Consider the following 25528-nt stretch of genomic DNA (forward strand, 5'->3'; position numbering starts at 1 on the left):
ATCTTCGAACTCAACACCCGCCGCGTCTACCCCCGACTCGACGCCCAACTCAAAGCCGCGGGACGCTAGCCGCAGTGCCCAGCCGGGTGTGTTGGCTCAGCTGATGTGTGGTTGGCCGCCGAGCACTGCGGAACAGAGCTGGTCATCGTGGGTGTGCAGCCAGCTGGGTAGCGCCGCAGCGCGGTCGATGTTGCTGGCGGAGGGTCACTGGTAGGCCATTCGTCGACTCCACCGACCACCGGCCGCGAGCAGGTCGAGCACCTTCACCGACGCGGCCGGTGGCGGGGTCGCGGTTGTGGAGTTCCTCGCGCACCTGAAGCTCGGGGCGCGCGGCGAGATCTCGGCTTGCCTATTACGGCGCTACAAGGTCGTGTAACTCGCGCCGCGGGCTCGGGAGGGCCGATGCGCGCTCACAAGGCGACTCCGCGGCTGAGGACGACTTGCCGAACCACGGCGACGAGGAACAGCACCACAGCACCGGCGATGGGCACCCGCAGGACCGGACCCAGGTGCGGGGCGTCGCTCGCAGCCGCGAGGAACAGCCGAACGAAGATCAGGAAGATGCCGGAGCTGATCACGCCGGCGGCCTCGAACACCAGGATCGGGACATCGACATCACCGGCCCCGAGCAGGCCGAGACTGAGAACGACCGCCAGCAGGCTGCCGATCAGCCAAGCGAAGAGCCCGAGCTCACGTAGCTGCGGCGCCAGTTCTGGTCCGTCGGTTGTGAAGGTTGCGAGCCGCCGCGTCGCCAACCACCCGAGGAAGTAGGTGATCACCCAACCAACGACGAAGCCACCGATCGCCACAACCAGGGGCGCGTCGGCTGCGGCGAGGACGAGCCCGATGTCGCCCGCGGAGACGAACGGACCAGTGATGAGATAGCCGGCGAACTCCTGGACGCTCAGCAGCCCGAACCAGAGCCACGCCAGTCGCCAGAACGTCGGCAGGCTGTTGGCCGGGACGGCCAACACGACCAGGCCGGACACCAAGCTGAAGACAGGGCCGGCCAGCGCTGTGACGATCTGTACTGCGTCGCTGATCGGGCCTTGGTCGACGCTGAACCCGAACATCACAGGGTGGCCACCCAGCATGAGCCCGGCGATGGCATGCGCAAGCTCGTGCAGGGTGATGCTCGCCAAGGCTGCCAGGGCGAACGCGATGACTGAGTTGATCAGCCGTAGATGCTGGGTCACGCGGGAAGTAGATCATCGTCAAACCTGCTGTCCCGGCAAGGCAACGATGGCGCGGGCGCGACCCGGTCACGAAGCGGCGCCACTATCTGCGCGAGGTCATCCCATCCGGTCCGTCGGCGGCGAAGAACGTGGTCGTGCGCATCATCGGCAGCAGCCCGCCCTCTACGGCGATCGCGACAGGCGACACCGCTACCTCGCCGCACAGCCTGCTGGGCTGGCCGGCTTCAAGCTCGGGATCGTGCTGGAGGGCACGTACGCCCGCGCCTGCGCAGGGCAGGCTGATCCTGCCGTCGGGGCGCGCCTGCACCGCTCCGCGGTCGAGCTGCTCACCCGCGCCGCGGAGATCGCGGGGACGTAGGAGTCGAGTCGGTTGTCCGGCATGATCACCCGGGTGCACGGCCACGGCGAGATGAGCTGAGCGCGTACCGCCGGGCCTTGCCACCCTGCGATCCGGGCCGAATCGTCACACGGGAGACGCCAACGCATGAATACGCCACCATCGCCACCGGGGGCGGGACGGACCGACGGATCATCCGTCCAGATCGGCGCTCTCGTTCCGCTGACTCGGCCTGGCTGGGTCGAGGCAGGCCAACACCTGCTCGCTGGACTCGAGCTGGCCGTTCGCGACGTCAATGACGCCGGCGGGATCGTCGGAAGACCACTCGAGCTGGTGGTCCGAGACACCGCGGCTGATCCACGGACGGCCGCGGCCGCCGTCGATGAATTGGCTCGCCTGGGCGTGGCTGCCTTGGCCGGGGAGTATCACAGCGTCGTCGCTCGCGCCGCTGCCGCCAGGGCCGACGCCCTCGGCCTGCCGTTCCTCTGCTCGTCAGCAGTTCTCGACGCGCTCACCGAACAGCCGACGGAATGGGTCGCGCGCCTCGCCCCGGCGCAGTCCCACGGCTGGCAGATCTACGCGGACTTCCTCCTCAGCGCGGGCCACAGCCGAATCGCCGTAGCAGCCCAGCCGAGTGTCTACTGGGCATCTGGAGCCCGCATTCTGCGGGATTTCGTCGCTCCACGCGGCGGCACCGTCATCGAACTCGACATGCGCACGCTCTCCCCCACGGCCGTGTGCGACGAACTCGTCGACAATCGCGCCACAGCCCTCCTTCTCCTGGTCGGCCACCCGGAGCCGGCGGTGTCGATCGTCAAGTCCGTCCGCAGCGACCAGCGCCTCCACGAGATCATGATCGGTGCTCCGGCCGGGCAACCGGAGTTCGCCGAATGGGCGACGTTGCTGGGCGACGACGGCGCCGCGATCCCGTTCTTGCGCTACCTGCCCGAGCGCCTCAGCCCACTCGGTGCACGAGTCGAGACGGCCCTCCGCGAGCGGCTGGCCGAGGCGCCCTCCTTCGTCGCCTTCGAGGGCTACGACACGGTCGCTGTCCTCGCCGACGTGCTGCGTTCTCACGGTGCGGACCGGGCGCGCACTGCCGAATCCTGGCCGCGCGTGGCAGTCGAAGGGACCCGCGGGCAGATCCAGTTCTCCCGCACGCCAGGCATCAGCGTGTGGCAATGGACGTGGCCGCCAATCCAGGTCGTCGATCGAGATCCGGCGCAACCCGATCACTTTCGGATCCTTCACGCCAGCTGAAAGAGGACTCCGGTCAGCTCGCAGCGAGCTCGTCCGAGGAACCGGGCGACACGTCCTGCCCGACGACCGCGCCCGACCGTCCGCGCAGCGTCGGTCGCAGCAGCAGCTCACGCAGCCGCTTCAGGTCTCTGGCTCGCATGATGTCGACGATCACACGCAGCCGCTTCCCGGACCGGGCCGGGTCACGGGTAACGTCGACGCTCAGCGACCTGTACGCGGCGGTCAGCACCCACAGTCGCTTCACCTCTTCGACGATCAGTTTCTTGGGCGAGAGCTCGTATATCCCGAGATAGAACTCGGCCAACTCCTGCATGGCGATATCCGGCCGCCCCGACCGGGCATGCTGCTCGACGCCGTCGGCAATATTCTCGAACTCTGCGAGCTGCTCCTCGGACGGCCAGTTGATCTCTTTGAGCGCCTCTCGTTCCAACAACAGGCGCATGGTGTAGAGCTGTTCCATCTCGTCGCGGTTGAACTTGGCGACGAAGTATCCCTGGTTCAGACCGTGCACGAGCAGGCCCTCGTTGGCGAGAATTTCAAGCGCTTCCCGCAACGGTGGCCGACTCACCCCGGTGCGGTCCGCCCAGATCTGCTGACGGATCTGCTCACCGGGCCCGAGCTCACCGGTGGAGATCGCTTCGCGCAGCACCGAGAGCACCAACGCCGTGGCCCGTCCAGCTGGCCTGGAGGAGGACACTCGCGACATCCAGCCACTCCGCTCGATCGGTGCCGGTCCGCTACGGCGTGGCACCGTGACCGTGGGCTCCGGACGTCACCGGGGCCCACGGCACCCTGCTACTACTGGGACAACCAGGCGGTCGCCCACATCTGCGGACCGGTCGGAACATCCAGCACGATACCCTTGACGCTGTTACGTGTTATAAGCCCGGTGTACGCACGACTGTACCAACCGATGGCCAGGTCGTTGCCGGCGATGAGCTGCACCTCCTTGTAGTTCTCGATTCGCTTCTGGTCGTCGGTGGTGTTGACCGCGTCCAGGAGAAGGGCGTCGACCTCGGGGTTGGAATACTTGCCGTAGTTTCCGCTGCCGCCGGTCCGCAACAGCTGCAGCAGGTTGGGGAACGGGTTCGGCCATCCCGAGACCCATGTTGTCATCTGAAAGTCTCCGCCCTGTACGACCGTCGAGCTAAAGGTAGCGAGATCCTGCAGATCGAGCTTGACGTCGAGTCCGACGGCCGCCCACTGCGCCTGTACGAACTCGGCGAAGCGGGCGCGAGTCGGGTTGTTGGCCGACGACAGCATGAAGTTGGCGTCGCCCCCGTCGGCCTTGTATTCGGCGATCAACTGCCGGGCCCGCTCCGGATCGTACTTCGGGTACTGGTCCGCCGCCTCAGCGCTGTAGTAGGGGCTGTCCGGGGAGAACGGTGTCTGCGCGGGATCCATGAACCCCTGGTACTGCGTCGCGCTCATCGCCTTCGGGTCGAGCGCAGCGAGCACCGCCTCGCGCATGCGGCGGTCGTTGAACGGTGCCTTCATGAAGTTGAAGTAGAAGAACTCTCCGCCGTTCCCCGGGTTGTAGAACGTGGTCAACTCCGGGTCGTTCGACGCCTTCAGAATCGACGTCTGATACGAGCAGAAGAGCATGTCGATATCGCCGTTGACGATCGACGCGTACGCCGAGTCCGTGTCCGGCAACGGTCGGAACTCGACCCCGTCGAGGTACGGCAGCCCCTTGTCCTTCTGCCAGTAGTTCTCGAACTTCTTGACGACGATCCGCGAGTCGGGAACCCATTCGACGAACTCGAACGGCCCCGCGCCCACCGGGTGCCGCGCGTAGTCCGGTCCCCACTTCTTGATCGCCGTCGGCGATGCCATCAGGCCCAGCGTCCCGTCGTTCGAGCGGAGCGCGAAGGCGTTGACGAAAGAACCGGACGGCTCGTGCAGGATGAACTGGACGGTCAGGTCGTCGAGGGCGGTCATGGTCTCGATCTGCCGGGCGTAGACGTTGCCGGGCGAGCGCACCGTCTGCTGCTGCCGTTCGAGATTGAAGATGACCGCCTGGGCGTCGAGCGGCGTGCCGTCGTGGAACTGCACCGCGGGACGCAGTTTCAGGACCCACGTCCTGCCCTCATCGCTCGTCGTCATCGACTCTGCGAGGTAGGGCACGACCTCACGCTTTTCGTTCACCCGCATCAGCGGGTCGTAGATGGCGTAGATCGCTTCCTGTGAACCCGGCACCACTGGGTCCAGAGCCACGGGTTCGCGGTCCATGCCGTAGCGGACAACGCCGCCGGGTCGTGGGGTCCCCTCCGTGCTGAGGTCGCCGCCGAAGGGATGAGACGAGTCGAGCCCGGCATCGGCCGAGCCGGCCTGCACCTGCCCGGTAGAGCTTCCACAGGCCGCCACGAGCAGGGCGGCACAAGCGAGCAGGGACCACACCAGACAGTGCCTGCGGGAACGATTTCTGCACATGACGTGCTCCTCGCGGTTTCGCGGACTCCGTCGTCCGCGTCGAGGTGGTGATGGCAGCAGTCCGGGCTGCCGGTCCAGGATGTCGTTCAGTGGCGGGGGTGTCGGTCCGGCGGTCGTCAGTTCTGACCGGTGGCGAACACGGCTTCCTGGACGGTCGGGTCGTCGTCTGTCCCGAGGATCCGCCAGTCCTCACCGGGCTCGAGGATCTTCTCTGCAGAGCGGAAGGTCGTGAAGTCGTGGCCATCGCCTGCGAGTGCGGGCGGCTTCGTGCCCTCGGCGGCGAGCGCCCTCGCCGCGCCCAGCAGGATCCGTCGCATCCGGATCACGGCGCGATCGCTGGTCCCGAGGTGCTCCTGGCTGCGGTCGTAGATCGGCCCCATCGACTCCGTCGCCATCAGGTCCTGGCTGTTGAAGTCGGGGATTCCGGTGAAGGTCTCGGTGCGCTGGGCCGCGCGGTCCATCTCGTACTCGTTCTCGGCTGTCCAGCGACGCCCGCGGATACCGCCGAAGGTGCGCTTGACGTACGGGTAGTTCGTGACGTCGAAGAGCTCATGCCCACCGCCGTATCCGTTCGGGTTGCGCGGCGGCTGAGCAACGGCGTTGATACGCCAGCAGTTCTCGTCGTCGATGGGAACGAACATGGAGAGTCGGGCTCGGAACGGGATGCTGGCCACCGTGGTCATGTAGGGCACGCAGTAGCCGGTGATGCGCACGTGCGTGTGACCGTTCGGTGTGGTGCGGATCCCTGCGTAGCGGTAGCCGTACCACGTGTCGTGCACCTCCAGCCGCGGCGCCCGGTCATGACGCCAGATTTTCCACGACATGTCGACCGACAGGTATCCCGGCTTGTCGCTGCCGTCGTCGGGAATGTCGTCGATCGCGTTGAACTGATGCAGCCAGGAGATGTGCGAGGTGTCGAGGTTGCCCTCCATCGCCTGCACCCAGTTGCACGGACTGAACGTCTTTCCTGCCGAAACGTATTCGGGCGGGAGCGATTCCGTCCCGAAGTCGCGGAACGGCGTCATCGTGTCCGGCGCACCCATGTAGGTCCAGATCAGACCTCCCGACTCGTGGACCGGGTAGGCCTTCGCCTTCACCCGGTCCTTGAAGCTGCTCGTGGCAGGCTCGGATGGCATATCGATGCAGTTGCCGTCGACGTCGAATTGCCATCCATGGTAAGGGCAGCGCAGACCGCAGATGCCCGCCCCGGGAGTCGTCGGGGCAGCACTCGCGCCCTCGTTGCGGCCGAAGTAGAGCGACGCGCCGCGATGCGGACAGTTTTCCTGGATGAGACCGACTGTGCCGTTGAGGTCTCGGAACGCGACGAGGTTCTCCCCGAGCAGCCGCACGCGGACCGGGTCACCGCCGGGTAGCGGAAGCTCGCTGACCAGCAATGCGGGGGTCCAGTAGCGACGGAGCAGATGGCCCATTATGGTGCCTGGCCCGACCCGGGTCAGGATCTCGTTGTCTTCGGGCGACAGCATTGTCGTAGCCCCTCTCTCTGTTTCTCGGTCGATTTGTGGTGGGATCGGGATCTGACTACCGACGTCACCGACCGTGCATTGCCGGGAGATCCGCATTCCGCGCATGGGACGAGCCGGCCACCGTGCAGCAGGCCGTCGCGGCGCGGGCACTGACGGGCGCGCTGCATCACCACCACACGGCGAGCGAGCCGAGCGCTCGGATGCCGCGGCCCGGTTCGTCGCACGTCTGGCACGGAAGCCCCCGAGCACCGCCTTGACCTCGGTGGCCTCGATCTCCTCCGCCTGTGGGTCGGCCCTTACCTCGGCGCTCCAGGCCGACCTCGCCTCGACGAGCCCGGCCGAGTCGAGCACCGCGTGGGCGGTGAGTCCCCACCGTCGCGCGATCTACATAGTGGCCAGACAGTCGGAGAGGCGGATCGCTCGTCGTAGCCGATCGCGGAGCAACCATCCCTCCGACGACAGCCACGGCGGCATGTGGACCGTTCGCCTCCGTCCGGATGTCTGCCTCGCTCGATGGCCGGGCTACACGCGCAGCGGCGCCCGCGGTGCCGGCACGGGCTTGCCCTGCTGGTGCAGGTCGGTCACGGTCGCGACGCGCAGCCGTTCGAGGCGGGTCAGTGCTTCGAACGGGGTGCGTCCCTCGGCGACGCACCCGGGCAGCTCGTCGTAGCTGACCCGGCACATCCACTCCCCGTCGTCGCGGCGCACGGCCCGCACGTCGAGCACGTACGGGATCGCGAGCAGCTCCTCGAGCGAGGCAGTCGTGGTGCTCACGCCCCGCCTGCCATGCTGGGATCGAGCTCCGGGTGCTCGACACCGGTCGTGCGGAGCTCGGCAGTGGCCTCCATCCAGTCGGCATCGGCCGGCAGCACGATGCCCCCGGAGCGTTGCTGGTAGGCCTGCGGGGCGTCGACCGCCGGCGGCACGACGCCGTCCGCGGCCAGCGCGCGAGCGGCGGCGAGCAGACGACGACGGACCCTGATGACCATGACATCGGAGCTGCCGAGGTGTTCGCGGGTCCGGTCGAAGATCGGGCCCATGCTCTCGGTGATGGCCTGGTCCTCGACGTTCACGCCGGCCAGGCCGGTGTAGCTCTCCCCGCTCCGTTGCAACGCGCGGTCGATGAGATGGTCGTTCTCGACGCGCGCAGTGATACGGAACCGGCCGAACCAGTCGGTCGTGTTGGGCAGGAATTTCGTCGCCGTCGCCTCGCGTTCGGTGATCCCCACCTTCTGTGAGGCCGGCGCGGTATAGCGGCGCGCACTCGGCGCAGAGTGGAACGCCATCGTGTGCGTGTCATCCATCGGCACCCACGCCCGCAACTGAGACTTCGTGCCCAGCACACCGGTCGGAACCATCGTGTAGAACGGAAATAGAAAGTGCGCAAAACGCCAGTACAGACTGTCCGGAGACCCGGCCTCCCGGTACGCTCCATATGTAGCGCCGAACTCGGTGTCAAGGACTTTGTAGCGCGGCGCGCGGTCCTCGATCGCGTAGCGCAGAAAAGATCCTTCCGGCGCGTCACCGGGGTCGGCGTGGCCCACGTGCAAGAATCCGAAATGGCTCGTGTCGATATCACCCTCGAGCGCCTGGAGCCAGTTGCACTCACGCTGGAATGCCCACGCGCTACTGACGCCCTCGGGGTTGTCGAACCACTCGAAGGCCGGCATCGGTGGAGGCGTCACCCGCGGCCCGATGTAGGCCCATACAAGACCACCGGCCTCGGCGACCGGATAGGTCGGCAGCCGCACCTTGTCCTTGAAGTTGCTGCCCACCGGCTCGTTCGGCATGTCGACGCAGGCGCCGGACCCATCGAACTTCCACCCGTGGTAAACGCAGCGGATCCCTTCGCGCTCGTTGCGCCCGTACCACATCGACGCTCCACGATGCGGACACGTCTCGTCCATCAGGACCGCTTTTCCCGACGTCGTCCGGATCGCCAGGAAACGTTCACCGAGCAGCATGATCCGCAGCGGATCACAGTCCGGTTCGAGCTCGCTCGCCAACGCGAAGGGCAGCCAGTACTCGCGCATCAGGTCGCCCATGAATGTGCCCTTGCCGACCCTGCAAATCGTCTCGTTGTCGGCTTCGCTCAGCATCAGGTCCTCCCCCGCTAGAACGATCATCGCTGTCGCCGTGAAACGTCCGATCTACCCGCAGACGTGCAGTCGTTGTATAAGTGCGATCCGAGTGCCGTCCAGCACTCCGCGGTGACAAACGAGGCAACAGTGTCTTCAATCCTGAAGCCACTTCTTGGGTGTGTCAAGGACCACTGCCGCTGGCGGCGCTCCATCTCCTCCGGGTACCGCCGCCGTAGCGGCGCCCAACACGCACGCGGCCTCGCCCAGCAGCGCCGCGGTGTCGACGCTCCGGACGGCGGTGTCGACGCTCCGTCGGCGCGGACCGGCCTCGGCGTCGAACCGAGCCATGTCGTCGGGGCAACCCGGGCCGTGGACCGCAGCCGGCCGGTGGCCGCGTTCCTCACGTCGGCCGGTGGCTGCCTTGAACGATCAACCTTCTCAGATGAGGTCGACGGAGACAGGCCAGCTACGCACGTCTCGGCCATACTGATCCAATGCAGCCACAGACCGTCCGGCAGATCAGGCTGCTCCAGGACGGACACCCGGTCTCGACCTGCCATGCCCGGTGCTCGGGGACTGGCAGCCGGCGTAGTTGATCTGAGAACCTTCGAACGCAGCACTTCCGATTTGCCAACGACGACAAACGGATTCGAGGTCACAATGGGACGAGGCGCGCCGTCGACTCGCGAGATGGTGGTCGTGCTGGATGGATACTCCTTCCTGGAGTGTCCGCGGTGGCATGACGGCCGGCTATGGGTCTCCGACTTCTACACCAACCAGGTTGTGGCGACCGACGGTCGCGGCCACGTCGAGGTTGTGGCCGAGGTACCGGGCCAGCCTTCCGGGATCGGCTTCCTTCCTGACGGACGCGCGCTCATCGTGTCAATGCGTGATCATCGCGTCTTGATACGCGACGAGTCAGGGTCTCTCGCCGAGCACGCCGATCTGTCTGGCGTGGTCTCGGGGGTGCTCAACGACATGGTCGTCGACGATCGCGGACGTGCCTTCGTGGGCAACTTCGGCTTCGACCTCATGGGTGGAGACCCATTGCGTTACACCACGCTCACGCGAGTCGACGCGGACGGGACCGTGGCCACGGTGGCCGACGACCTGGGATTTCCGAACGGCATGGTGATCCTCGGCGGGAACGTGCTGGTCGTCGCGGAGACGTTCGCCGGGCGGCTGACCGCGTTCGACATCGCGGAGGACGGCGAACTGAGCAATCGGCGCGTGTGGGCCCAATTCGGTGAGCCGCCGCAGACCGAGGACGTTGGAGAGGCCGTAGAGCAGCTCCAGGTCGGTCCTGATGGCATCTGTGCGGACGCGGAGGGCGCGATCTGGGTGGCTGACGCCCTCAACGCCCGCGTGATCCGCGTACAGGAGGGCGGCGAGATCCTCGACGAGATCTCGACCGGGCTCGGGGCCTTCGCCTGCATGCTCGGCGGTGACGACGGCTGCACCCTCTTCGTGTGCGCCGCCCCGTCCTTTCCCGAGCACGAACGCCGGCCGGTTCGCGAGGCGCAGCTCCTCGCTGTCCGTGTGGAAGTTCCCCACGCAGAGTTGCCCTGACCGTCGTCCCGCCCGCCATCTTCAGGTCTACGGACCCGACGGTCTGTAGCACCCTTCCGAGCTGTGGAATGGAGGCTCCTCATGGAGGTGTCTTGCGCTTTTCCGACTGCATTGGATTCCCCCGACAACATTGCTCTGGCCGAGGAACTGGGATACGCGCGAGCGTGGGTCTATGACACGCCCCAGCAGAGCCCGGACGTGTGGATGACCCTGGCGCTGGCCGCTGAGCGAACCGAGCGGATCGGTCTCGGTCCGGGTGTGCTGGTTCCCAGCTTGCGACACCCGATGGTCAACGCCGCGGCGACCGCCACCCTCGCTGCGCTGGCTCCGGGTCGTGTCTCGATCGCGTTCGGCACGGGGTTCACCGGCCGCCGCGCGATGGGATACCGCGCAATCACATGGGCCTACATGGAGTCGTACATCCGCGCGTACCGCGGGCTGTTGCAGGGCGAGGTCGTGGAGTGGGAGGGGGCGCAGATGCAGATGCTGCATCCCGATGGGCACGCGCCCGCACGCCCGGTCGACGTCCCCATCCTGGTCGGCGCGCTGGGCCCCAAGGGCCACAAGGTGGCCAAGGAACTCGGCGATGGGCTGTACGTGACCCTCCAGCTGCCCCCGTTCATCAGCGAGTACTCATGGGTGCCCAACCTCGTGTGGGGGACGGTGCTCGACGAGGGAGAGCCCACCGACTCCGAACACGCGCGACTCGCCGCTGGACCGGGATGGGCGCTGGCCTATCACGGGGCCTACGAGTTCGGGGGGCCGTCTGCCGTGCATGGCCTGCCGGGCGGCGCGGTGTGGTTGGACGTGGTGAACCGGACTCCGGACGCTCGACGGCACCTCGCGGTTCACGCAGGTCACTGCGTCGAGATCGGTGAAGCCGATCAAGCGGCATGGAACGCCGGCGGTCACGCGATCCTTCGGGACGTGACGATCAGCGGTACTCGCGATCAGGTCCGGGATCGCCTCGACGAGTTCGCGTCAAAGGGCGTCACCGAGATCGTGTTCCAACCGTGCGGGCCCGACCCGCGGGCCGAGCTCGAGAGGTTCCTCGACGCAGCGACTGCCTGACAGCGACCTTCGCTCTCCGTGAACAGCTCCACAGCGCGGCGGCGGTGGATCGCCGGCTCGATCTCGAGCTCGGCGATCCATCGACGGGCGGCGACGAGCTCGGCATCGTCGGCGCTGGTCGTGCCACGCAGCTGGCCGGGTGTCCATCAGCGCCCGGCGCCGCCACGCGTAGATGGTCTGGTTACGACGCGACGGCCAGCTTCGTGGGAAGTCAGCCTCAAGCCGGCACCGTCCGCTCGCCCCCGAGGAAACCTCGGGGTTCACACAGGCTGGATGCGGAGGCCGCTCTGCTCGCAGCGCTCGCATACGACACCGACGCCGTCAACCTCCGCATTCGGTGCAGCCCGACTTCCGCTGGGGGTAGTGCGTGGTCGAGCGCAGCTTCGCTCCACAGGCCGCAGGCAAGGATCGTCGGTGGTCTCAGAGCTATTCGGGCCAGGCGTTGTTCCTGACGACATCGACGAAGTCGACGCGCTTGAAGTCGGGTGAGTAGCGCGCGAGCATATCGGATGCGATCGTTCCGAGGAGGGTGTCGGGCCGGTCCTTGACCCCTTCGGCGATGGTTTTCAGGCCCTGGCGCTTGAAGTCGCACCGAGGATGCACCGCGATGATCTCCTCGATAGCAGCCGGGTCGAGCAGGTCCATCCCGGCGCCGTCGACGTCGACTCTCACTCCGGCCGCCAGGAGCGCGACCTCGGGCTCCATGAACCTCGGGATTCCGTGCGTGCTGTGCAGGGCGACGGACAACCAGACGAGACGTGCAGCATCGGCGGGTACGTCGTGCGCCAGCAGGAAGTCACGCGCCGCGTCAGCACCGTCCACCTCGAACCGCTGGGTCAGGTTTCGGTGCCCCTCCACCAGGCCGAGGTCATGGAACATCGCTGCGACGTAAAGAAGCTCTGGATCGGCCTTGATCCCAAGACGCTGACCGTGCAGCACCCCGAACAGATACGTTCGCCGGGAGTGGTGGTACAGCAATGGCGACTCGGCGTCTTGGATGAAGGCGGTGGTCTCATTAGCTATCTGAGAGTCGGGGATGGCGACACCTGCGACGGACTCACTCATGATCCTCTCCTAACGGGCTATGTTTGTCGTACCGACCGTCAGCGACGGCCCGTTTCATGCGATATTCAGCCTCCCTTGCATTGCTATGAGGAAGCCAGCCTCGATCCGGAACCGTTCGCCTCGCCCCTGTGGTCGACCCCGGACTTCACGCAGGCCGACCCGGGAACGGGACCCCGGGCATCAGCGAAGACTTCTGAATGGATACAGACCCGCAGTCCGACTGCGGAACCCACGCTGATCGACGCCTCCAGTGGCCCCCGTCACGTCAGCTGAACGTTCAAGGCCGGATCGTGGCCTCTGACCTCGTGGTCCTTGGCACATTTCACCACCGTTTCGAGGTCATCCGGGCCGCCCAAACCACTCCTGAAAGCATGAAACGGTCGTATGCCGCCTCGACTCCTATTTTCGTTACACTACAGTCCTGTAAAGTCCGAGAGAATCCACGACGTAAGGGAGCGCGCCCCCCTGGTCGTACGACACCGGCAACCTCGCCGCGGACGTCGCCCCATCAGACAGATCAATAGCTGGCACTGATGATTCGACAAAACTACTACTGACGGACGGTGTTACTGGTGTTACTGGGTCGGCAGCACGAGTGCGAGGTGCTCGACCGACTGCTCGAGGCAGTGCGGGCAGGTGAGAGCCGGGCACTGGTTGTGCGCGGCGAGCCGGGTGTGGGCAAAACGGCGCTGCTGCAGTACCTGGTTGGGCAGGCATCGGGGTGCCGGATGGCCTATGCCACGGGGATTCAGTCAGAGATGGAGTTGGCCTTCGCCGGGCTTCATCAGCTGTGCACGCCGATGCTCGACCGGCTCGAACGTCTTCCTCAGCCACAGCGCGATGCATTGACCACGGCGTTCGGGATCAGTGCCGGGGACCCGCCGGATCGTTTCCTGGTCAGTTTGGCCGTATTGGGCCTGCTGGCCGGGGTCGCCGAGGAACGGCCGCTGATCTGCGTGGTGGAAGACGCTCAATGGCTCGATCGCGCCTCGGTGCAGGCCCTGGTATTCGTTGCCCGGCGGCTGACGGCGGAATCCGTGGGTGTGATCTTCGCGGCGCGCAGTGGAGAGGCGCCGGAGTTGACGGGCCTGGCGCAGCTGGTGATCACAGGTCTGCCCGACGAGGACGCGCGGGAGCTGCTCTGCTCGACGCTGCATTGGCCCTTGGACGACCGCGTGCGCGACCGCCTCATCGCTGAGACCAGGGGCAACCCGCTGGCGTTGTTGGAGTTGCCACGCGGGCTCACCCCCGCGGAGCTGAGCGGCGGCGTGCCGGGCCCACGCCGGTTGCCGCAGCAGATCGAGTTCAGCTTTCAACGGCAGATGGCTCGACTGCCGTCGGAAACCCGGCGGCTTCTGTTGGTTGCGGCGGCGGAGCCGCTTGGTGATGGAGCGCTGATGTTTCGGGCCGCTGAACAGCTCGGAATCGGAGCCGATGCCGCCGGCCCGGCGGTCGAGGCCGGGCTGCTGGAGATCGGCGGGAGAGTCTTGTTCCGGCATCCGTTGGTGCGTTCAGCGGTCTACCGGGCGGCGTCGCCGCAGGAACGGCGCAGCGCGCACCGGGCGCTGGCGGACGCCACCGACCCCGAGGCCGACTTCGATCGTCGCGCCTGGCATGCAGCACACGCAACAGCCGGGCAAGACGAGGACGTCGCCGCAGACCTCGAACACGCGGCCGGCCGCGCTCAAGCGCGCGGGGACCTGGTCGCGGGCGCCGCCTTCCTGGGACGCGCCGTCGAGCTGACCGTCGACCCCAACCGCCGGGCGGAACGCGCGCTGGCCGCGGCACAGGCCACACACCTCGCCGGCGCCCACGACGCCGCACTCAAACTGCTGTGCCTTGCAGAAGCGTGCCCGCTCACCAAGCTCCAACGAGCCAAGCTGGACCTGCAACACGCCAGGATCGCCTTCACCGTCAACCGCGGCAGGCAGGCTCCCCCACTGCTGCTGCAAGCCGCCAAGCGGCTCGAGCAGCTCGACGTGGAGTTGGCCGGCCAGACCTACCTGGAAGCGTTGTTGGCGACCATGTTCGCCGGCGCACTCGCTGACGGCAACAGCATGCGGGAGGCCGCCCAGGCCGCCCGCGCAGCCTCCCCGACGTCCCGTCACCCACGCGCGCCCGACCTACTCCTCGAGGGCCTGGCCGTGCGGTTCAACGACGGTTACGCCGCTGGGGCGCCGGTACTCAAGCGGGCCCTGCGCGCGTTCCGCGACCACCACCTCTCCCTACAGGAGGGGTTGCGCTGGCTCTGGCACGCGGGTATCACCGCAGCGCACCTCTGGGACTACGACACCTGGGAACTGCTCGCCACCCGCTTCGTGCGCACCGCACGGGAGACCGGCGCCGTGACCATGCTCCCCCTCGCCCTCAGCCTACGCATCGGCGTGCACGTCTTCTTCGGTCAGCTGACCGAAGCTGCCTCGTTGCGTGAGGAGCTGAACTCGGTCATCGACGTGACCGGAGACCCCCCATCGCCCATCGCCATGTTGCTCGCCGCGTGGCAGGGCCGCGAAGTCGAAGCACGTGAACTGATCGAGGCCACCACCGCGGAGGTGCTGCGCCGCGGCGAGGGAGACGGGCTGGTCAAAGCCCAATTGGCAGCAGCGCTTCTCGACAACAGCCGCTGCCGCTACGGGGACGCACTGGCCGCGGCTCAGCAGGCCGCCGATCAGCCGCCGGTGTTCGGCGTGATCCCGTGGGCGGCGCTGGCCGAGCTCGTTGAAGCGGCCACCCGCTGCGGCACACCCGAACGCGCTGCCGACGCCTTCCGCCAGCTCACCGAGATCACCCGCGCTAGCGGCACCGACTGGGCGCTGGGCATCCAAGCCCGCTCTCGCGCCCTGCTGAGCTGCGGTCGCGACGCCGAGCGCGCCTACCGTGAGGCGATCGACCGGCTCGGCCGCACCCGCATCCGCGGCGAACTCGCCCGCGCCCATCTCCTCTACGGCGAATGGCTACGCCGGCAAGGCCGACGGCTGGACGCGCGCGAACAGCTTCGCACCGCCCACGACATCTTCGCCGCGATCGGCGCCAAGGCCTTCGTCCACCGCGCCGCCGCTGAACTGCGGGCCACCGGCGAGTCCGCACGCAAACGCAGCGTCGATACCAACATCGATCTCACCTTCCAGGAGGCCCAGGTCGTACGCCTGGTCCGCGAAGGCCTCTCGAACGCCGAAATCGGTGCACACCTGTTCATCAGCCCGCGCACCGTCGAGTGGCACCTGGGGCGCATCTTCTCCAAGCTCGGCATCACCTCACGCAGACAGCTCCGCACCAGCGTGCCTCCGCGACCGCGACGCTCAACACGCTCGGTCTCGAGGGATTACGGCAGCCCGTAGCAGCCGTCCTGCCGAATGCGACGGCCCCCGGCTCCGCAAGCGCTCGTCGAAGCGAACTGCGATCGCGTGCGCACGCTGCTCACGTCGATGCCGGCGTTCCGGTCGCGTCTGCCCACCGCACAGCGCCTGGACGGAAACCACAAGCAACCCCGCTCGCCGGCACCTATGCCCGGGGCGGTTCCCCGGGTTCCCGGTGTTTGGCCTGTGCGAACCCCGAGGCGTTCCCGGGGGCGAGGCGAAGTTACCGGCGTGAGACTGACCTTCCCCAATCGTGAAGTACGACCGCTGCACAGAGGAGAGCGATGAACGATGTGCTGATCACCCTGAGCACCGACAATTTCCAGCAGACGGTAGCAAGACTCGAGCGCGAGCTGGCCGACCGAGGGCTGGATGTGTTCGCCCGAGTCGATCACGCTGCAAACGCCAAGACGGTAGGTCTACGGATGCCGGCCACACTCGTCCTCACCTTCGGAAGCCCGCTGGCCGGGACACCGCTGATGATCGACACACCCGACCTGGCCCTCGATCTCCCGCTGCGCGTCCTGATCCGCCAGACCGACCATGGCGTCGAACTCGTCTCCACCAACCCGGAAGCCCTGCTGGAGCGACACGGGCTGGCTCCCGCCTCAGCGGCACCGCTGAACGGCATCAAGACAATCATGTCGGCCGCCGCCGGGGTGAGGCCATGACGGCACAGCGGCTCGAAAGATTCCCTGAGCAAGCTCTCCGCCCCGAGATCGACGAGCACCCTCCGGAGAACGTGGAGTTCGGAGACAGGTTCGTGAATCGAGCGGACAGGTGAAGAAGTGAGCGCAGGAACCGAGCACGTGATGGTGGTGCACGAACAGGATCCCTACAACGCGGAACCGACGCCGTCGGCGCTGGCAGAACACGCTCTGACCCCGGTTGGGGTCTTCTACGGGCGTAACCACGGGACGATTCCCGTCATCGCACCGCAGGAGTGGCGTCTGCGAATCGACGGCATGGTGGAGCACCCTCTCGAGCTGTCGTTGGCCGACCTGAAGCAGCGATTCGCTCACCGCGAGGTCGTGGCCACGCTGCAGTGCGCGGGCAACCGGCGAGCGGGTCTGCAGGCGGTCCGGGACATCCCCGGCCAGCACCCGTGGGGTGCGGGAGCGACCTCGACGGCCCGGTGGGGCGGGGCCGGCCTGGCCGACGTGCTCGCCGCCGCCGGAATGCGCCCGGGCGTCACCGACATCGAGTTCGAGGCCCCCGACATCGCCGGCGAGGCGACCCCGCCGCAGCCCTACGGCAGTTCGATCAGCGCCGCGAAGGCCACCGCGGGCGAGACGATGTTGATCTGGGAGATGAACGGGAAGCCGCTCCCGGTGGAGCACGGCGGCCCGGTGCGGGTCGTCGTACCCGGGCACATCGGCGCGCGCAGCGTGAAGTGGATCGAGCGCATCACGGCGCAGGACCACCCCTCGGACAACTTCTTCCAGGCCAGTGCGTACCGGCTGTTGCCGGCCGACGCTGATCCCGCTCGCACCGGGATCGGGGATGGCTTCGCGCTGACCGCGGTGGCCCTGAACTCCGCCATCCTGCGGCCCGACGACCATGCCGTTCTGCCCAGCGGGCCGACCACGATCAAGGGTTACGCCTACGCCGGTGACGACCGGGGCATCGCACGGGTGGACGTCTCGGTCGACGGGGGCCGAACCTGGCTGCAGGCCGAACTCGAGGAGGATCTCGGCCCGTGGGCGTGGCGGTTCTGGCACGCCACTGTCGGCTTGCCCGTCGGCGAGGTAACGATCACCGCCCGGGCCTGGGACACGACCGCTGCCGTGCAACCGGAGCACCCGGAGAGCGTGTGGAACCCGCCGGGCTACATCAACAACTCCTGGCCCGCCATCACCGTGAGCGTTCACGACGTGGCCGGCTGATGAGTGCGGGCAGCAGTTCTCCAGGGCAGTCGCTGACCCAGAGCCCGTACTCGATCACCGACTACGCCGGTTGGTGGCCTCCACCAGATCGTCGACGACGTGGACAGCGGTAGGGACCTTGTAGGTTGCGAGCCGGCGCTTGAGTTGCCCCCTCAGTGCGTCGGCTGTCACCGGTTCGTCCGTCACGACGTAGGCGGTGACCGCCTCACCCCAGACCGGGTCGGGCACACCGACCACGAGAGCGTCGCTCACCCCGGACAGGGCGAGGAGGGCGTCGCGCACCTCGTCGGGGTACACGTGGAACGAACCGGTGTTGATCATTCCGTCGAGCCGGCCGGTCAGGTGCAGGTAACCCCGAGGCGTCCGCACCGCGGTGTCGCCCAGGCTGCACCACCCGTCGGGATCTGCGAATGACGGGGAGACCATCGCGTTGCGAGTGCGGATCTCGCAGCTGGACGCGGTTCCGGGCACCGGATGGAGTTCGATCTCCACCTGGTCGATCGGTCGCCCGCAGCTGCCGACGATCTCCGTGTCGCCGCGGAGGACTCCGTCATGGTCGAGACCGCTCAGCACCGTCAGGGGCCATCCGGCCTCATATCGACCGTAGAGCTGGCAGAGCGCGGGTCCGAACACGCCGATCAGCCGCCGCAAGGCGTCGGGCTCGACCGGCGCGCCCCCGTACAACACCCGCCGCAGTGACGGGAGGGAGCGTTCGGCCGAGTCCGCGGCGCCGGCGCGCTCCAGGTGGTCGGCGATCCTGGTGAGCATGCCCGGCACCACGAAGGCCGTGGTGACCTGGTGACGTCGGATCGCCTCGATCGCCGCGGCGGCGTTGAACCGTGGAAGCATCACCTGCGGCAGGCCCAGGTGCAGGAACGGGAAGCTTCCCACCATGCCGGTCGCGTGCATCAGCTGGACTACGGTCAGGTAGCACTCGTCCTGTCCGAGCGTCGGTCCGTAGCCACCGCTCTCGTAGAGCGCCCGGTTGATCCGGATGATCGACCGCCAGTTCGCGTAGCTGGTCGGAATGCCGAAGAGCTCACCCCCGCGCACCGCCCGCGGATACACGACGAGCGGTGTGGACGCCTCGACCCAGGTGTCCGCACGCCGTCGCGGGCCCTCGAGCGGCCGGTCGACGGTATGAACGAGGGTCGCGTCCGAGAGGGGGCTCGACCGCGGGATTCTCGGGTCCGTGGCGGGGACGTCGTTGTGGTCGTCGTCGGTGACGACGACCCGAGCACCACCTGCTTCATAGATGGCCCGGGCTTCGGCGGGAGCAGCAGACGGTTCGACCGGAAGCCGCGTGGCACCGATCAGCTCGGTCGCGATGAAGGCTTCGAGGGCGGCGGCGCTGTTGCGGTAGGACAACCCGACGACGCCGTGTTCCAGCCCGAGATCGACCAGGGCGCCGGCCAGGCACTCGGCGCGCTCGAGCAGCTCGGCGCCGGTTCGAACGACCGATCCATCAGCACTGAGGACCAGTACGGCGTCGGCTGCCCGATTCAACGCCTGACGGATCTCCCGCCCTGCCGTCATCATCGTCGAGACCACGGCAGGCCCTCCTCACACAGTGGGAACCCGCCGGCCCCCTGCAGCCGAGGCGCACCATCGGCCACATCGCCCGTCGCCTCCCGCCGGAGTCGGCCGAACTCGTCACCGAGGGCCTCGACGGTCCAGCGCCTGTTCAGGCCACTCGGGTTCGGGAGCACCCAGACGCCGGTGCCCGCCAGCGTGAGTGTCTGACGGCCGATCATCGCGCGAGGCATCCGGAAGGCCACCCGGAACGCCGTGATCCCGAGGAATCCGAGCCACGCCGGACGGGTTCGGGCCAGCAGGTCCGTCAGCCGCGGCACATTGCCCACGAGCTCGGCAGGGCTGAGCTCGTCGGCTCGGGCAGTCGCGCGAGCCACGAGCGCGGTGATCCCCAGTCCTGCGCGCGGCAGTTGCCATTGCTCCTCGGGCGCCAGCACTGTCGGGGTGAAACCCCCGAGATGCAGCGCCCTCCAGGACCGGTTACCCGGGCGGTGGAAGTGCAGTCCGGTCTCGACCGTGCTGAGCCCGGGATTGACGCCGCAGAACAGCACCGACAGAGGCGGATCAGCCTCTGTCGGCAGGAGATCCACGATGGTGGTTCGCACGGTACGCCCCCTCAGAGCCTGATTTGACCGGTAGGTCAAATATACCTACCATCACTGCATGGCGGGACGACCACGACTGTTCGACGACCAGGCGGCGGTGGACGCCGCCGTGGAGATCTTCTGGCGGAAGGGTTACGCCGCCACCACGCCCCAGGAGCTCGCCGACGAACTGAGCATCGGTAAGGGGAGTCTCTACAACACCTTCAAGAGCAAGGCGAACCTGCTGTCCCTGGCTCTGCACAGGTACAGCGATCGTAAGCTGCAGGCCCTCGACGACGAACTCGAGGCCGACGGCCCTGTGCGCGACCGGATCCGCTCCGCCCTTGCCATGCTGGCCGGCATCGGGGTCCATCGTCGCGGATGTTTCGCCGTCAACTCCGTCGTCGAACTGGCAGGCACCGACGGCGACGCGACGACGGTTCCCCAACAGCTCTTCGATCGCATCGAACAGGCCTTCAAGGACGCGATCGTGCGCGGCCAGCAGAGCGGCGAGCTCGCTGCCGACCGCGACCCCGCGGTTGAAGCCAGTCTCCTGCTCTCGGCGGTGATGGGGGCCAGCGTTCTCGCCCGCTCCGGCGCCGACTCGGAGCGGCTGCAGAGGGTGCTGGCCGGCGCCGTCGCGAGCCTCTAGCTGCCGCTCGCACGGCATGGCCTCCAGCTGCGGAACATCCTGGCTCGCCCGGGTCGTGCACGCCCTTGTCCGACGGCCGCTTTGATGGCTACCGGTTGAGGAAGGTGAAATCGGCGCGTAGTGGTGTCCAGAATCGGATTTCCCGCGGTGTGCGCAGGATTTCAGGTAAGCGGTTCTCGTAGGCGATCCGATACGCGCGCTTCATCTGGACCTGGAAGAACTCGTCCCGATCGGCCCATGTCTCGTAGAGCATGAACCGGGTCGGATCGGCCGGATCCTGGTGCAGTGCGGTGTTGAGGAAAGTCGGCTCGTGGCGCATCGCGTCCAGCACTGGCTGCACGATCTGGAGGTACTCGTCCGCGTGCCCGTCGCGCACGTGGTTCGACACGATCATCACGATGGTCATTGCAGCGTCAGTCCGCCTTCGATGTTGAGGATCTAACCGTTGGCGTGGCCGACCTGGTCCTCGGACTACCCCATCAACCCGCCCTTGGCCACCGCTATAACTGGTGCCACCATACCGGCGACGAAGCGGGCCGTCCACCGGTTAAAGTGGTGCGTCATGATGGATCGGCGGACGAAACGGGACTTCCGGTTCCGGGACACCCGGCTGTGCTTCACGCTCCCGGCCACCCTCGGCGACCGCGGGCTGCCGACGCCCTACGAGCGTCTGTCCGAGCCCACCGACCTGGCACGCTGGTGCGTGGAGGCGGGGCTGTTGTCACGGCCGCCGGCCGTCACCGCCGAGGAATTGAACCAGGCAATTGCCCTACGTGAGGCGATCCAGCGGGTGGGCGAGGCCATTGCGGACACGCGCGCGCCAGAGAAAGCCGACATAGCGAGGATCAACAGCGCAGCGGCCGTCGTTCCGCTCGCCCCGCAACTGTCCGATGATGCCGCGGCGTTCTCCTGGTCGGGCACCTCCCTGGACAGCGCGCTGGCCGTGATCGCCCGGGACGCGGTCGAACTGTTCACCGGCTCGCTGCGTAGGCGCATCAAGATCTGTGCCCACACCTCCTGCCGTGGCCTGTTCGTCGATGAGTCCCGGCCGGGTCAACGCCGGTGGTGCTCGATGACCACCTGCGGCGACAAGGCCAAGAAGACCACCTACCGGGCGCGACTGCGGACCACGAGCTAGACGTACCGACCCGTGACGTTGTCGACGGTCACGTGGCGAGGCGGGCGATGCGGCCGCGGATCAGCGGTCCACGTGGAAGACCGTGACCGCACGAGGCCCTCGGCATGGGTGCTCCGTCCCGAGCTTGTGACCAATGACCAATCTCTCATTATTGACCTTCAGGTCTAAAATAGCTTACCGTCGTCGTGCCGGCACGTCTCAGCGCGTCCCAGGGGTCCGGCCACAAGATCGACGTGGACGCGATGGAAGTGGGCGACCGGCTTTGTCGATCAACATGACGGGTTCGGAGACCAGCAGCGCGTGGCCATCGGAGTTCGGCGTCAACGAGTGGATGCTCGACGAGCTCTACGACAAGTTCGTCGAGGATCGCCACTCGGTCGATCGGGCATGGTGGCCCCTCCTCGAGGCTCACGCCGATCAGTCGAAGCCGGCACTCTCGGCGCCACATGAGATGGCGACCGGCACCGCTGCGACCCGCACCGCCGACGAGCCCAGTGGCTCCGACGGCGACACCCGTGTCGAACAGATCCGCGGTGTCGCGCGCAGCCTCGTGTCGTCCATGGAGGCGAGCCGGCAGATCCCGACGGCGACGAGCGTCCGCACAATGCCCGCGAAGCTCCTGATCGACAACCGGCTCGAGATCAACGAGCACCGCGTCCGCATCCGACGCAGCAAGGTCGGTTTCACCCATCTCATCGGCTGGGCCATCGTGCAGGCGGTCAAGCGGTACCCGGCCCAGAACGTGCACTACGAGGAGCTCGACGGCAAGCCGTCGGTCGCCACTCCCCCACACCTCAACCTCGGGATCGCCGTCGACGTCGCACGGCCCGACGGCGCGCGGACGTTGCTGGTCCCGAACATCAAGGCGGCCGACTCCATGGGCTTCGCCGACTTCGTCGGGGCCTACGACGACATCGTCCACCGCGCCCGCAGCGGAGCGCTCACGGTCGTGGACTTCGCCGGAACGACGCTGTCGCTCACCAACCCCGGCGGCATCGGAACCCAGCACTCGGTGCCACGACTGATGCCGGGGCAGGGCTGCATCATCGGGGCCGGAGCACTCGAGTACCCGGCCGCGTTTCAGGGCGCCGACGCCGAACTCCTCGCCGATCTTGCCGTCGGCAAGACGATCACGTTGACCAGCACCTACGACCACCGGGTGATCCAGGGCGCCGGGTCGGGCGAGTTCTTGGGCATCATCGAAGACCTGCTCCTCGGGCGACACCATTTCTACGAGGACATCTTCACCGCGCTCCGCATCCCCTACGCCCCGATCCGCTGGGCACGCGACCTCGAAACGGGGCCTGACGGCGGCGCCGACAAGGCGACGCGGATCCAGGAGCTGATCCACGCCTACCGGGTCCGCGGGCATCGCGTGGCCGACGTCGACCCACTCGAGTACCGGCAGAAATCACGTCGAGACCTCGACATCGCAGGCCATGGCCTGACGCTGTGGGACCTCGACCGCGAGTTCACCGCCGGTCTGCTCGCCGGCGAACGCAGGCGGATCCCCCTGCGCGGCATACTCGGGGTGCTGCGGGACTCGTACTGCCGCACCGTCGGCATCGAGTACATGCACATCCAGGACCCGGCCCAGAGGGAGTGGATCCAGCGGCGGGTCGAGTCACCGATCGAGGAACCCTCGCACGGCCAGGTGCTGCGCATCCTCGGAAAACTCAACGAGGCCGAGGCGTTCGAGACGTTCCTGCAGACGAAGTACGTCGGCCAGACCCGCTTCAGCCTCGAGGGCGGCGAGTCGACCATCGCGCTGCTCGACGCCGTCGTGTCCGCGGCCGCGCGCGCCGGGCTGGAGGAGGTCGCGATCGCCATGGCGCACCGCGGCAGGCTCAACGTGCTGGCCAACATCGCGGGCAAGACCTACGGCCAGATCTTCCACGAGTTCGAGGGCAGCGAGGACCCACTGGCAGGCGAGGGGTCCGGTGACGTCAAGTACCACCTCGGCACCGAGGGCACCTACCGTGGCGCAGCGGGCGAGTCGATCGCGGTGACCGTCGCCGCGAACCCGTCGCACCTCGACGCGGTCGACGGCGTGCTGGAGGGGATCGTACGGGCCAAACAGGACCGTCACCCCATCGGCTCGTTCCCGGTCCTGCCGATCATCGTGCACGGCGACGCGGCCATGGCAGGCCAGGGCATCGTGGCCGAGACGCTGCAGATGTCACAGCTGCGCGGCTACCGCACCGGCGGGTCGATCCGGGTCACCATCAACAACCAGGTCGGGTTCACCACGCTGCCCACCGACGCCCGGTCCTCGATCTACTCCACCGACGTCGCCAAGGCCGTCCAGGCCCCGATCTTCCACGTCAACGGGGACGACCCCGAGGCCGTCGTCCGGGTGGCCGAGCTCGCCTTCGCCTACCGGCAGGAGTTCCACCGCGACGTCGTCATCGACCTGATCTGCTATCGGCGCCGGGGCCACAACGAGGGCGACGACCCCTCGATGACCCAGCCCCGGATGTATTCGGTCATCGGCACCAAGGAGAGCGTGCGCCGGCTGTACTCGGAGGCGGCGCTGGACCGCGGCGCCATCACCGAGGCCGAATACGAGGCCACCCAACGCGACTTCCAGGAGCGGCTGGAAGCGGCCTTCGCCGAGATGCGCAAGCCGCCGGCCGCGGCCGCTGAGAGCATGGCCGACGGCGATCGCCTGTCCCTCGTGCAGGAACCGGTCGACACCGGTGCCCCGCTCGACCGGATCGCCCGGGTGGGTTCCGTCTTCGCGAGCCCGCCCGAGGGCTTCACCGTGCACCCGAAGCTTCAGCAGCTGCTGATCAAGCGCGAGGAGATGAGCCGCGACGGCAAGATCGATTGGGCCTTCGGCGAGCTGCTGGCCGTCGGCACCCTGCTCATGGAGGGCGTCCCGGTGCGGTTCGCGGGCCAGGACTCCCGCCGGGGCACCTTCGCCCAGCGGCACGCGGTCCTGCACGACTACCAGGACGGACGCGAGTGGAGCCCGCTCGGCGACCTCTCCGAGGACCAGGGCCGGTTCTGGATCTACGACTCGCTCCTGAGCGAGTACGCCGCGATGGGCTTCGAGTACGGGTACTCGGTCGAGAACTCCGACGCCCTCGTGCTGTGGGAGGCCCAGTTCGGTGACTTCGTCAACGGCGCCCAGATCGTCGTCGACGAGTTCGTGAGCTCCGCGGAACAGAAGTGGGGCCAGCCGTCGTCGCTGGTGCTCCTGCTCCCGCACGGCTACGAGGGCAGGGGCCCGGACCACTCGTCCGGGCGGATCGAGCGGTTCCTGCAGCTGTGCGCCCAGCAGAACATGACCGTCGCATGCCCCTCGACGCCCGCCTCGTACTTCCATCTGCTCCGGCGCCAGGCCCGGACTCGGCCGCGCAAGCCGCTGGTCGTCTTCACCCCGAAGTCCATGCTGCGGACCAAGGCGGCCACGAGCGACGTGCACGAGTTCGTGTCCGGCCGGTTCGAACCCGTCATCGACGACGCGTCGGTGCGCGAACCCGGCCGGGTCGAGCGGGTCGTCCTGGTCGCCGGGAAGCTCTACTACGAGCTCCGCGCCGCGCTGACCCGATCGCCCGACCCGCGGATCGCCCTGGTGCGGGTGGAGCGGTTCTTCCCGCTGCCCGCCGACGAGCTCGCCGTGACGCTCGCGCGCTACCCCGGTGCGGAGGTGGTCTGGGCCCAGGAGGAACCGCGCAACCAGGGAGCCTGGAGCTACCTGCTCACCGAGACGACCGCGATCGGGTTCAGCTCCTCGCTCCGCCTGATCTCGCGTCCACCGTCGGCCTCGCCGGCGACCGGTTCCGCGGCCCGCCATCAGGAGGAGCAGCAGAAGCTCGTCTCGCGGGTCCTCGACGTCGACGACGCGAACGGAGCCGGCGGCGCGCGCCGATGAGCG

19 protein-coding genes are annotated in these 25528 nt (G+C 67.6%); 9 read left to right on the plus strand and 10 right to left on the minus strand.

The genetic code is table 11. The features are described from left to right. Nucleotides 1–410: 410 nt before the first annotated feature. Entirely contained in the window at nucleotides 411–1196 is a 786-nt protein-coding gene (locus tag ABD743_RS24445; RefSeq protein ID WP_344724525.1) for a hypothetical protein, read from the minus strand. 484 nt (nucleotides 1197–1680) lie between these two features. Here ABD743_RS24445 and ABD743_RS24450 point away from each other — a divergent pair, with 484 nt between their 5' ends. Further along, on the plus strand, nucleotides 1681–2793 hold the full coding sequence (locus tag ABD743_RS24450) for an ABC transporter substrate-binding protein (RefSeq protein WP_344724526.1): 1113 nt from the start codon (nucleotides 1681–1683) through the stop codon (nucleotides 2791–2793). 13 nt (nucleotides 2794–2806) lie between these two features. Here the strand turns inward: ABD743_RS24450 and ABD743_RS24455 are convergent, their stop codons facing one another. The 5 genes from ABD743_RS24455 to ABD743_RS24475 all read right to left on the minus strand — a co-directional run bounded on the left by ABD743_RS24455 (nucleotide 2807) and on the right by ABD743_RS24475 (nucleotide 8809). Then, nucleotides 2807–3490: a GntR family transcriptional regulator gene (locus ABD743_RS24455; protein WP_344724527.1), complete on the minus strand. Its 684-nt coding sequence runs from the start codon at nucleotides 3488–3490 to the stop codon at nucleotides 2807–2809. 101 nt (nucleotides 3491–3591) lie between these two features. Continuing rightward, nucleotides 3592–5226 (minus strand): ABC transporter substrate-binding protein, encoded by a 1635-nt coding sequence (locus ABD743_RS24460; protein ID WP_344724528.1) that lies wholly within the window; start codon nucleotides 5224–5226, stop codon nucleotides 3592–3594. A gap of 116 nt (nucleotides 5227–5342) precedes the next feature. Continuing rightward, nucleotides 5343–6710: a Rieske 2Fe-2S domain-containing protein gene (locus ABD743_RS24465; RefSeq protein ID WP_344724529.1), complete on the minus strand. Its 1368-nt coding sequence runs from the start codon at nucleotides 6708–6710 to the stop codon at nucleotides 5343–5345. A 522-nt stretch (nucleotides 6711–7232) separates the two neighbouring features. Then, nucleotides 7233–7484: a type II toxin-antitoxin system HicB family antitoxin gene (locus ABD743_RS24470; RefSeq protein ID WP_344724532.1), complete on the minus strand. Its 252-nt coding sequence runs from the start codon at nucleotides 7482–7484 to the stop codon at nucleotides 7233–7235. Further along, the gene (locus ABD743_RS24475; RefSeq protein ID WP_344724533.1) at nucleotides 7481–8809 is read right to left on the minus strand and encodes a Rieske 2Fe-2S domain-containing protein; all 1329 of its coding nucleotides are present in this window, start codon (nucleotides 8807–8809) and stop codon (nucleotides 7481–7483) included. Before ABD743_RS24475 ends, ABD743_RS24470 begins: the two co-directional genes overlap by 4 nt. Nucleotides 8810–8920: 111 nt before the next feature. Between ABD743_RS24475 and ABD743_RS24480 the strand changes: the two genes are divergently transcribed. Next, nucleotides 8921–10360 carry an SMP-30/gluconolactonase/LRE family protein gene (locus ABD743_RS24480; RefSeq protein ID WP_344724535.1) on the plus strand — a complete coding sequence of 480 codons (1440 nt, stop codon included), beginning with the start codon at nucleotides 8921–8923 and terminating at the stop codon, nucleotides 10358–10360. A gap of 81 nt (nucleotides 10361–10441) precedes the next feature. Further along, a complete protein-coding gene (locus tag ABD743_RS24485) occupies nucleotides 10442–11431 on the plus strand; it encodes an LLM class flavin-dependent oxidoreductase (protein ID WP_344724536.1) in 990 nt (329 codons plus the stop codon). 426 nt (nucleotides 11432–11857) lie between these two features. On the opposite strand, the gene ABD743_RS24490 is transcribed toward ABD743_RS24485, so the two are convergent. Then, nucleotides 11858–12496 (minus strand): HD domain-containing protein, encoded by a 639-nt coding sequence (locus tag ABD743_RS24490; protein WP_344724537.1) that lies wholly within the window; start codon nucleotides 12494–12496, stop codon nucleotides 11858–11860. A 572-nt stretch (nucleotides 12497–13068) separates the two neighbouring features. Here ABD743_RS24490 and ABD743_RS24495 point away from each other — a divergent pair. The 3 genes from ABD743_RS24495 (at nucleotide 13069) to ABD743_RS24505 (ending at nucleotide 17738) form a co-directional block, all read left to right on the plus strand. After that, nucleotides 13069–15834, plus strand: a complete 2766-nt coding sequence (locus ABD743_RS24495) for an ATP-binding protein (protein WP_344724538.1) — start codon at nucleotides 13069–13071, stop codon at nucleotides 15832–15834. A 302-nt stretch (nucleotides 15835–16136) separates the two neighbouring features. After that, on the plus strand, nucleotides 16137–16523 hold the full coding sequence (locus tag ABD743_RS24500; protein WP_344724539.1) for a DUF302 domain-containing protein: 387 nt from the start codon (nucleotides 16137–16139) through the stop codon (nucleotides 16521–16523). Nucleotides 16524–16640: 117 nt separating this feature from the next. Next, complete coding sequence (locus ABD743_RS24505; RefSeq protein ID WP_344724540.1) at nucleotides 16641–17738, plus strand: sulfite oxidase; 1098 nt, start codon at nucleotides 16641–16643, stop codon at nucleotides 17736–17738. 54 nt (nucleotides 17739–17792) lie between these two features. On the opposite strand, the gene ABD743_RS24510 is transcribed toward ABD743_RS24505, so the two are convergent. Beyond that, the gene (locus ABD743_RS24510; RefSeq protein WP_344724541.1) at nucleotides 17793–19289 is read right to left on the minus strand and encodes a class I adenylate-forming enzyme family protein; all 1497 of its coding nucleotides are present in this window, start codon (nucleotides 19287–19289) and stop codon (nucleotides 17793–17795) included. Further along, on the minus strand, nucleotides 19274–19876 hold the full coding sequence (locus ABD743_RS24515) for a mismatch-specific DNA-glycosylase (protein ID WP_344724542.1): 603 nt from the start codon (nucleotides 19874–19876) through the stop codon (nucleotides 19274–19276). Before ABD743_RS24515 ends, ABD743_RS24510 begins: the two co-directional genes overlap by 16 nt. A 58-nt stretch (nucleotides 19877–19934) precedes the next feature. Between ABD743_RS24515 and ABD743_RS24520 the strand changes: the two genes are divergently transcribed. Further along, on the plus strand, nucleotides 19935–20507 hold the full coding sequence (locus ABD743_RS24520; RefSeq protein WP_344724543.1) for a TetR/AcrR family transcriptional regulator: 573 nt from the start codon (nucleotides 19935–19937) through the stop codon (nucleotides 20505–20507). Nucleotides 20508–20595: 88 nt separating this feature from the next. On the opposite strand, the gene ABD743_RS24525 is transcribed toward ABD743_RS24520, so the two are convergent. After that, nucleotides 20596–20913: a putative quinol monooxygenase gene (locus ABD743_RS24525; RefSeq protein ID WP_344724544.1), complete on the minus strand. Its 318-nt coding sequence runs from the start codon at nucleotides 20911–20913 to the stop codon at nucleotides 20596–20598. A 39-nt stretch (nucleotides 20914–20952) separates the two neighbouring features. On the opposite strand from ABD743_RS24525, the gene ABD743_RS24530 reads away from it, so the two are divergent. Further along, nucleotides 20953–21645: a CGNR zinc finger domain-containing protein gene (locus ABD743_RS24530; protein WP_344724546.1), complete on the plus strand. Its 693-nt coding sequence runs from the start codon at nucleotides 20953–20955 to the stop codon at nucleotides 21643–21645. A gap of 274 nt (nucleotides 21646–21919) precedes the next feature. Continuing rightward, entirely contained in the window at nucleotides 21920–25525 is a 3606-nt protein-coding gene (locus tag ABD743_RS24535; RefSeq protein ID WP_344724547.1) for a multifunctional oxoglutarate decarboxylase/oxoglutarate dehydrogenase thiamine pyrophosphate-binding subunit/dihydrolipoyllysine-residue succinyltransferase subunit, read from the plus strand. The last annotated feature ends 3 nt before the right edge of the window (nucleotides 25526–25528 follow it).

Source organism: Pseudonocardia yunnanensis, from assembly GCF_039534065.1.
In the GTDB taxonomy this organism is placed as follows: domain Bacteria; phylum Actinomycetota; class Actinomycetes; order Mycobacteriales; family Pseudonocardiaceae; genus Pseudonocardia; species Pseudonocardia yunnanensis.

Coding starts and splice junctions, on each gene's coding strand:
- ABD743_RS24460 (WP_344724528.1), bottom strand. CDS start 5,226: ATGTGCAGAAATCGTTCCCGCAGGCACTGTCTGGTGTGGTCCCTGCTC.
- ABD743_RS24525 (WP_344724544.1), bottom strand. CDS start 20,913: ATGACCATCGTGATGATCGTGTCGAACCACGTGCGCGACGGGCACGCG.
- ABD743_RS24465 (WP_344724529.1), bottom strand. CDS start 6,710: ATGCTGTCGCCCGAAGACAACGAGATCCTGACCCGGGTCGGGCCAGGC.
- ABD743_RS24485 (WP_344724536.1), top strand. CDS start 10,442: ATGGAGGTGTCTTGCGCTTTTCCGACTGCATTGGATTCCCCCGACAAC.
- ABD743_RS24520 (WP_344724543.1), top strand. CDS start 19,935: ATGGCGGGACGACCACGACTGTTCGACGACCAGGCGGCGGTGGACGCC.
- ABD743_RS24475 (WP_344724533.1), bottom strand. CDS start 8,809: ATGCTGAGCGAAGCCGACAACGAGACGATTTGCAGGGTCGGCAAGGGC.
- ABD743_RS24535 (WP_344724547.1), top strand. CDS start 21,920: ATGACGGGTTCGGAGACCAGCAGCGCGTGGCCATCGGAGTTCGGCGTC.
- ABD743_RS24500 (WP_344724539.1), top strand. CDS start 16,137: ATGAACGATGTGCTGATCACCCTGAGCACCGACAATTTCCAGCAGACG.
- ABD743_RS24490 (WP_344724537.1), bottom strand. CDS start 12,496: ATGAGTGAGTCCGTCGCAGGTGTCGCCATCCCCGACTCTCAGATAGCT.
- ABD743_RS24450 (WP_344724526.1), top strand. CDS start 1,681: ATGAATACGCCACCATCGCCACCGGGGGCGGGACGGACCGACGGATCA.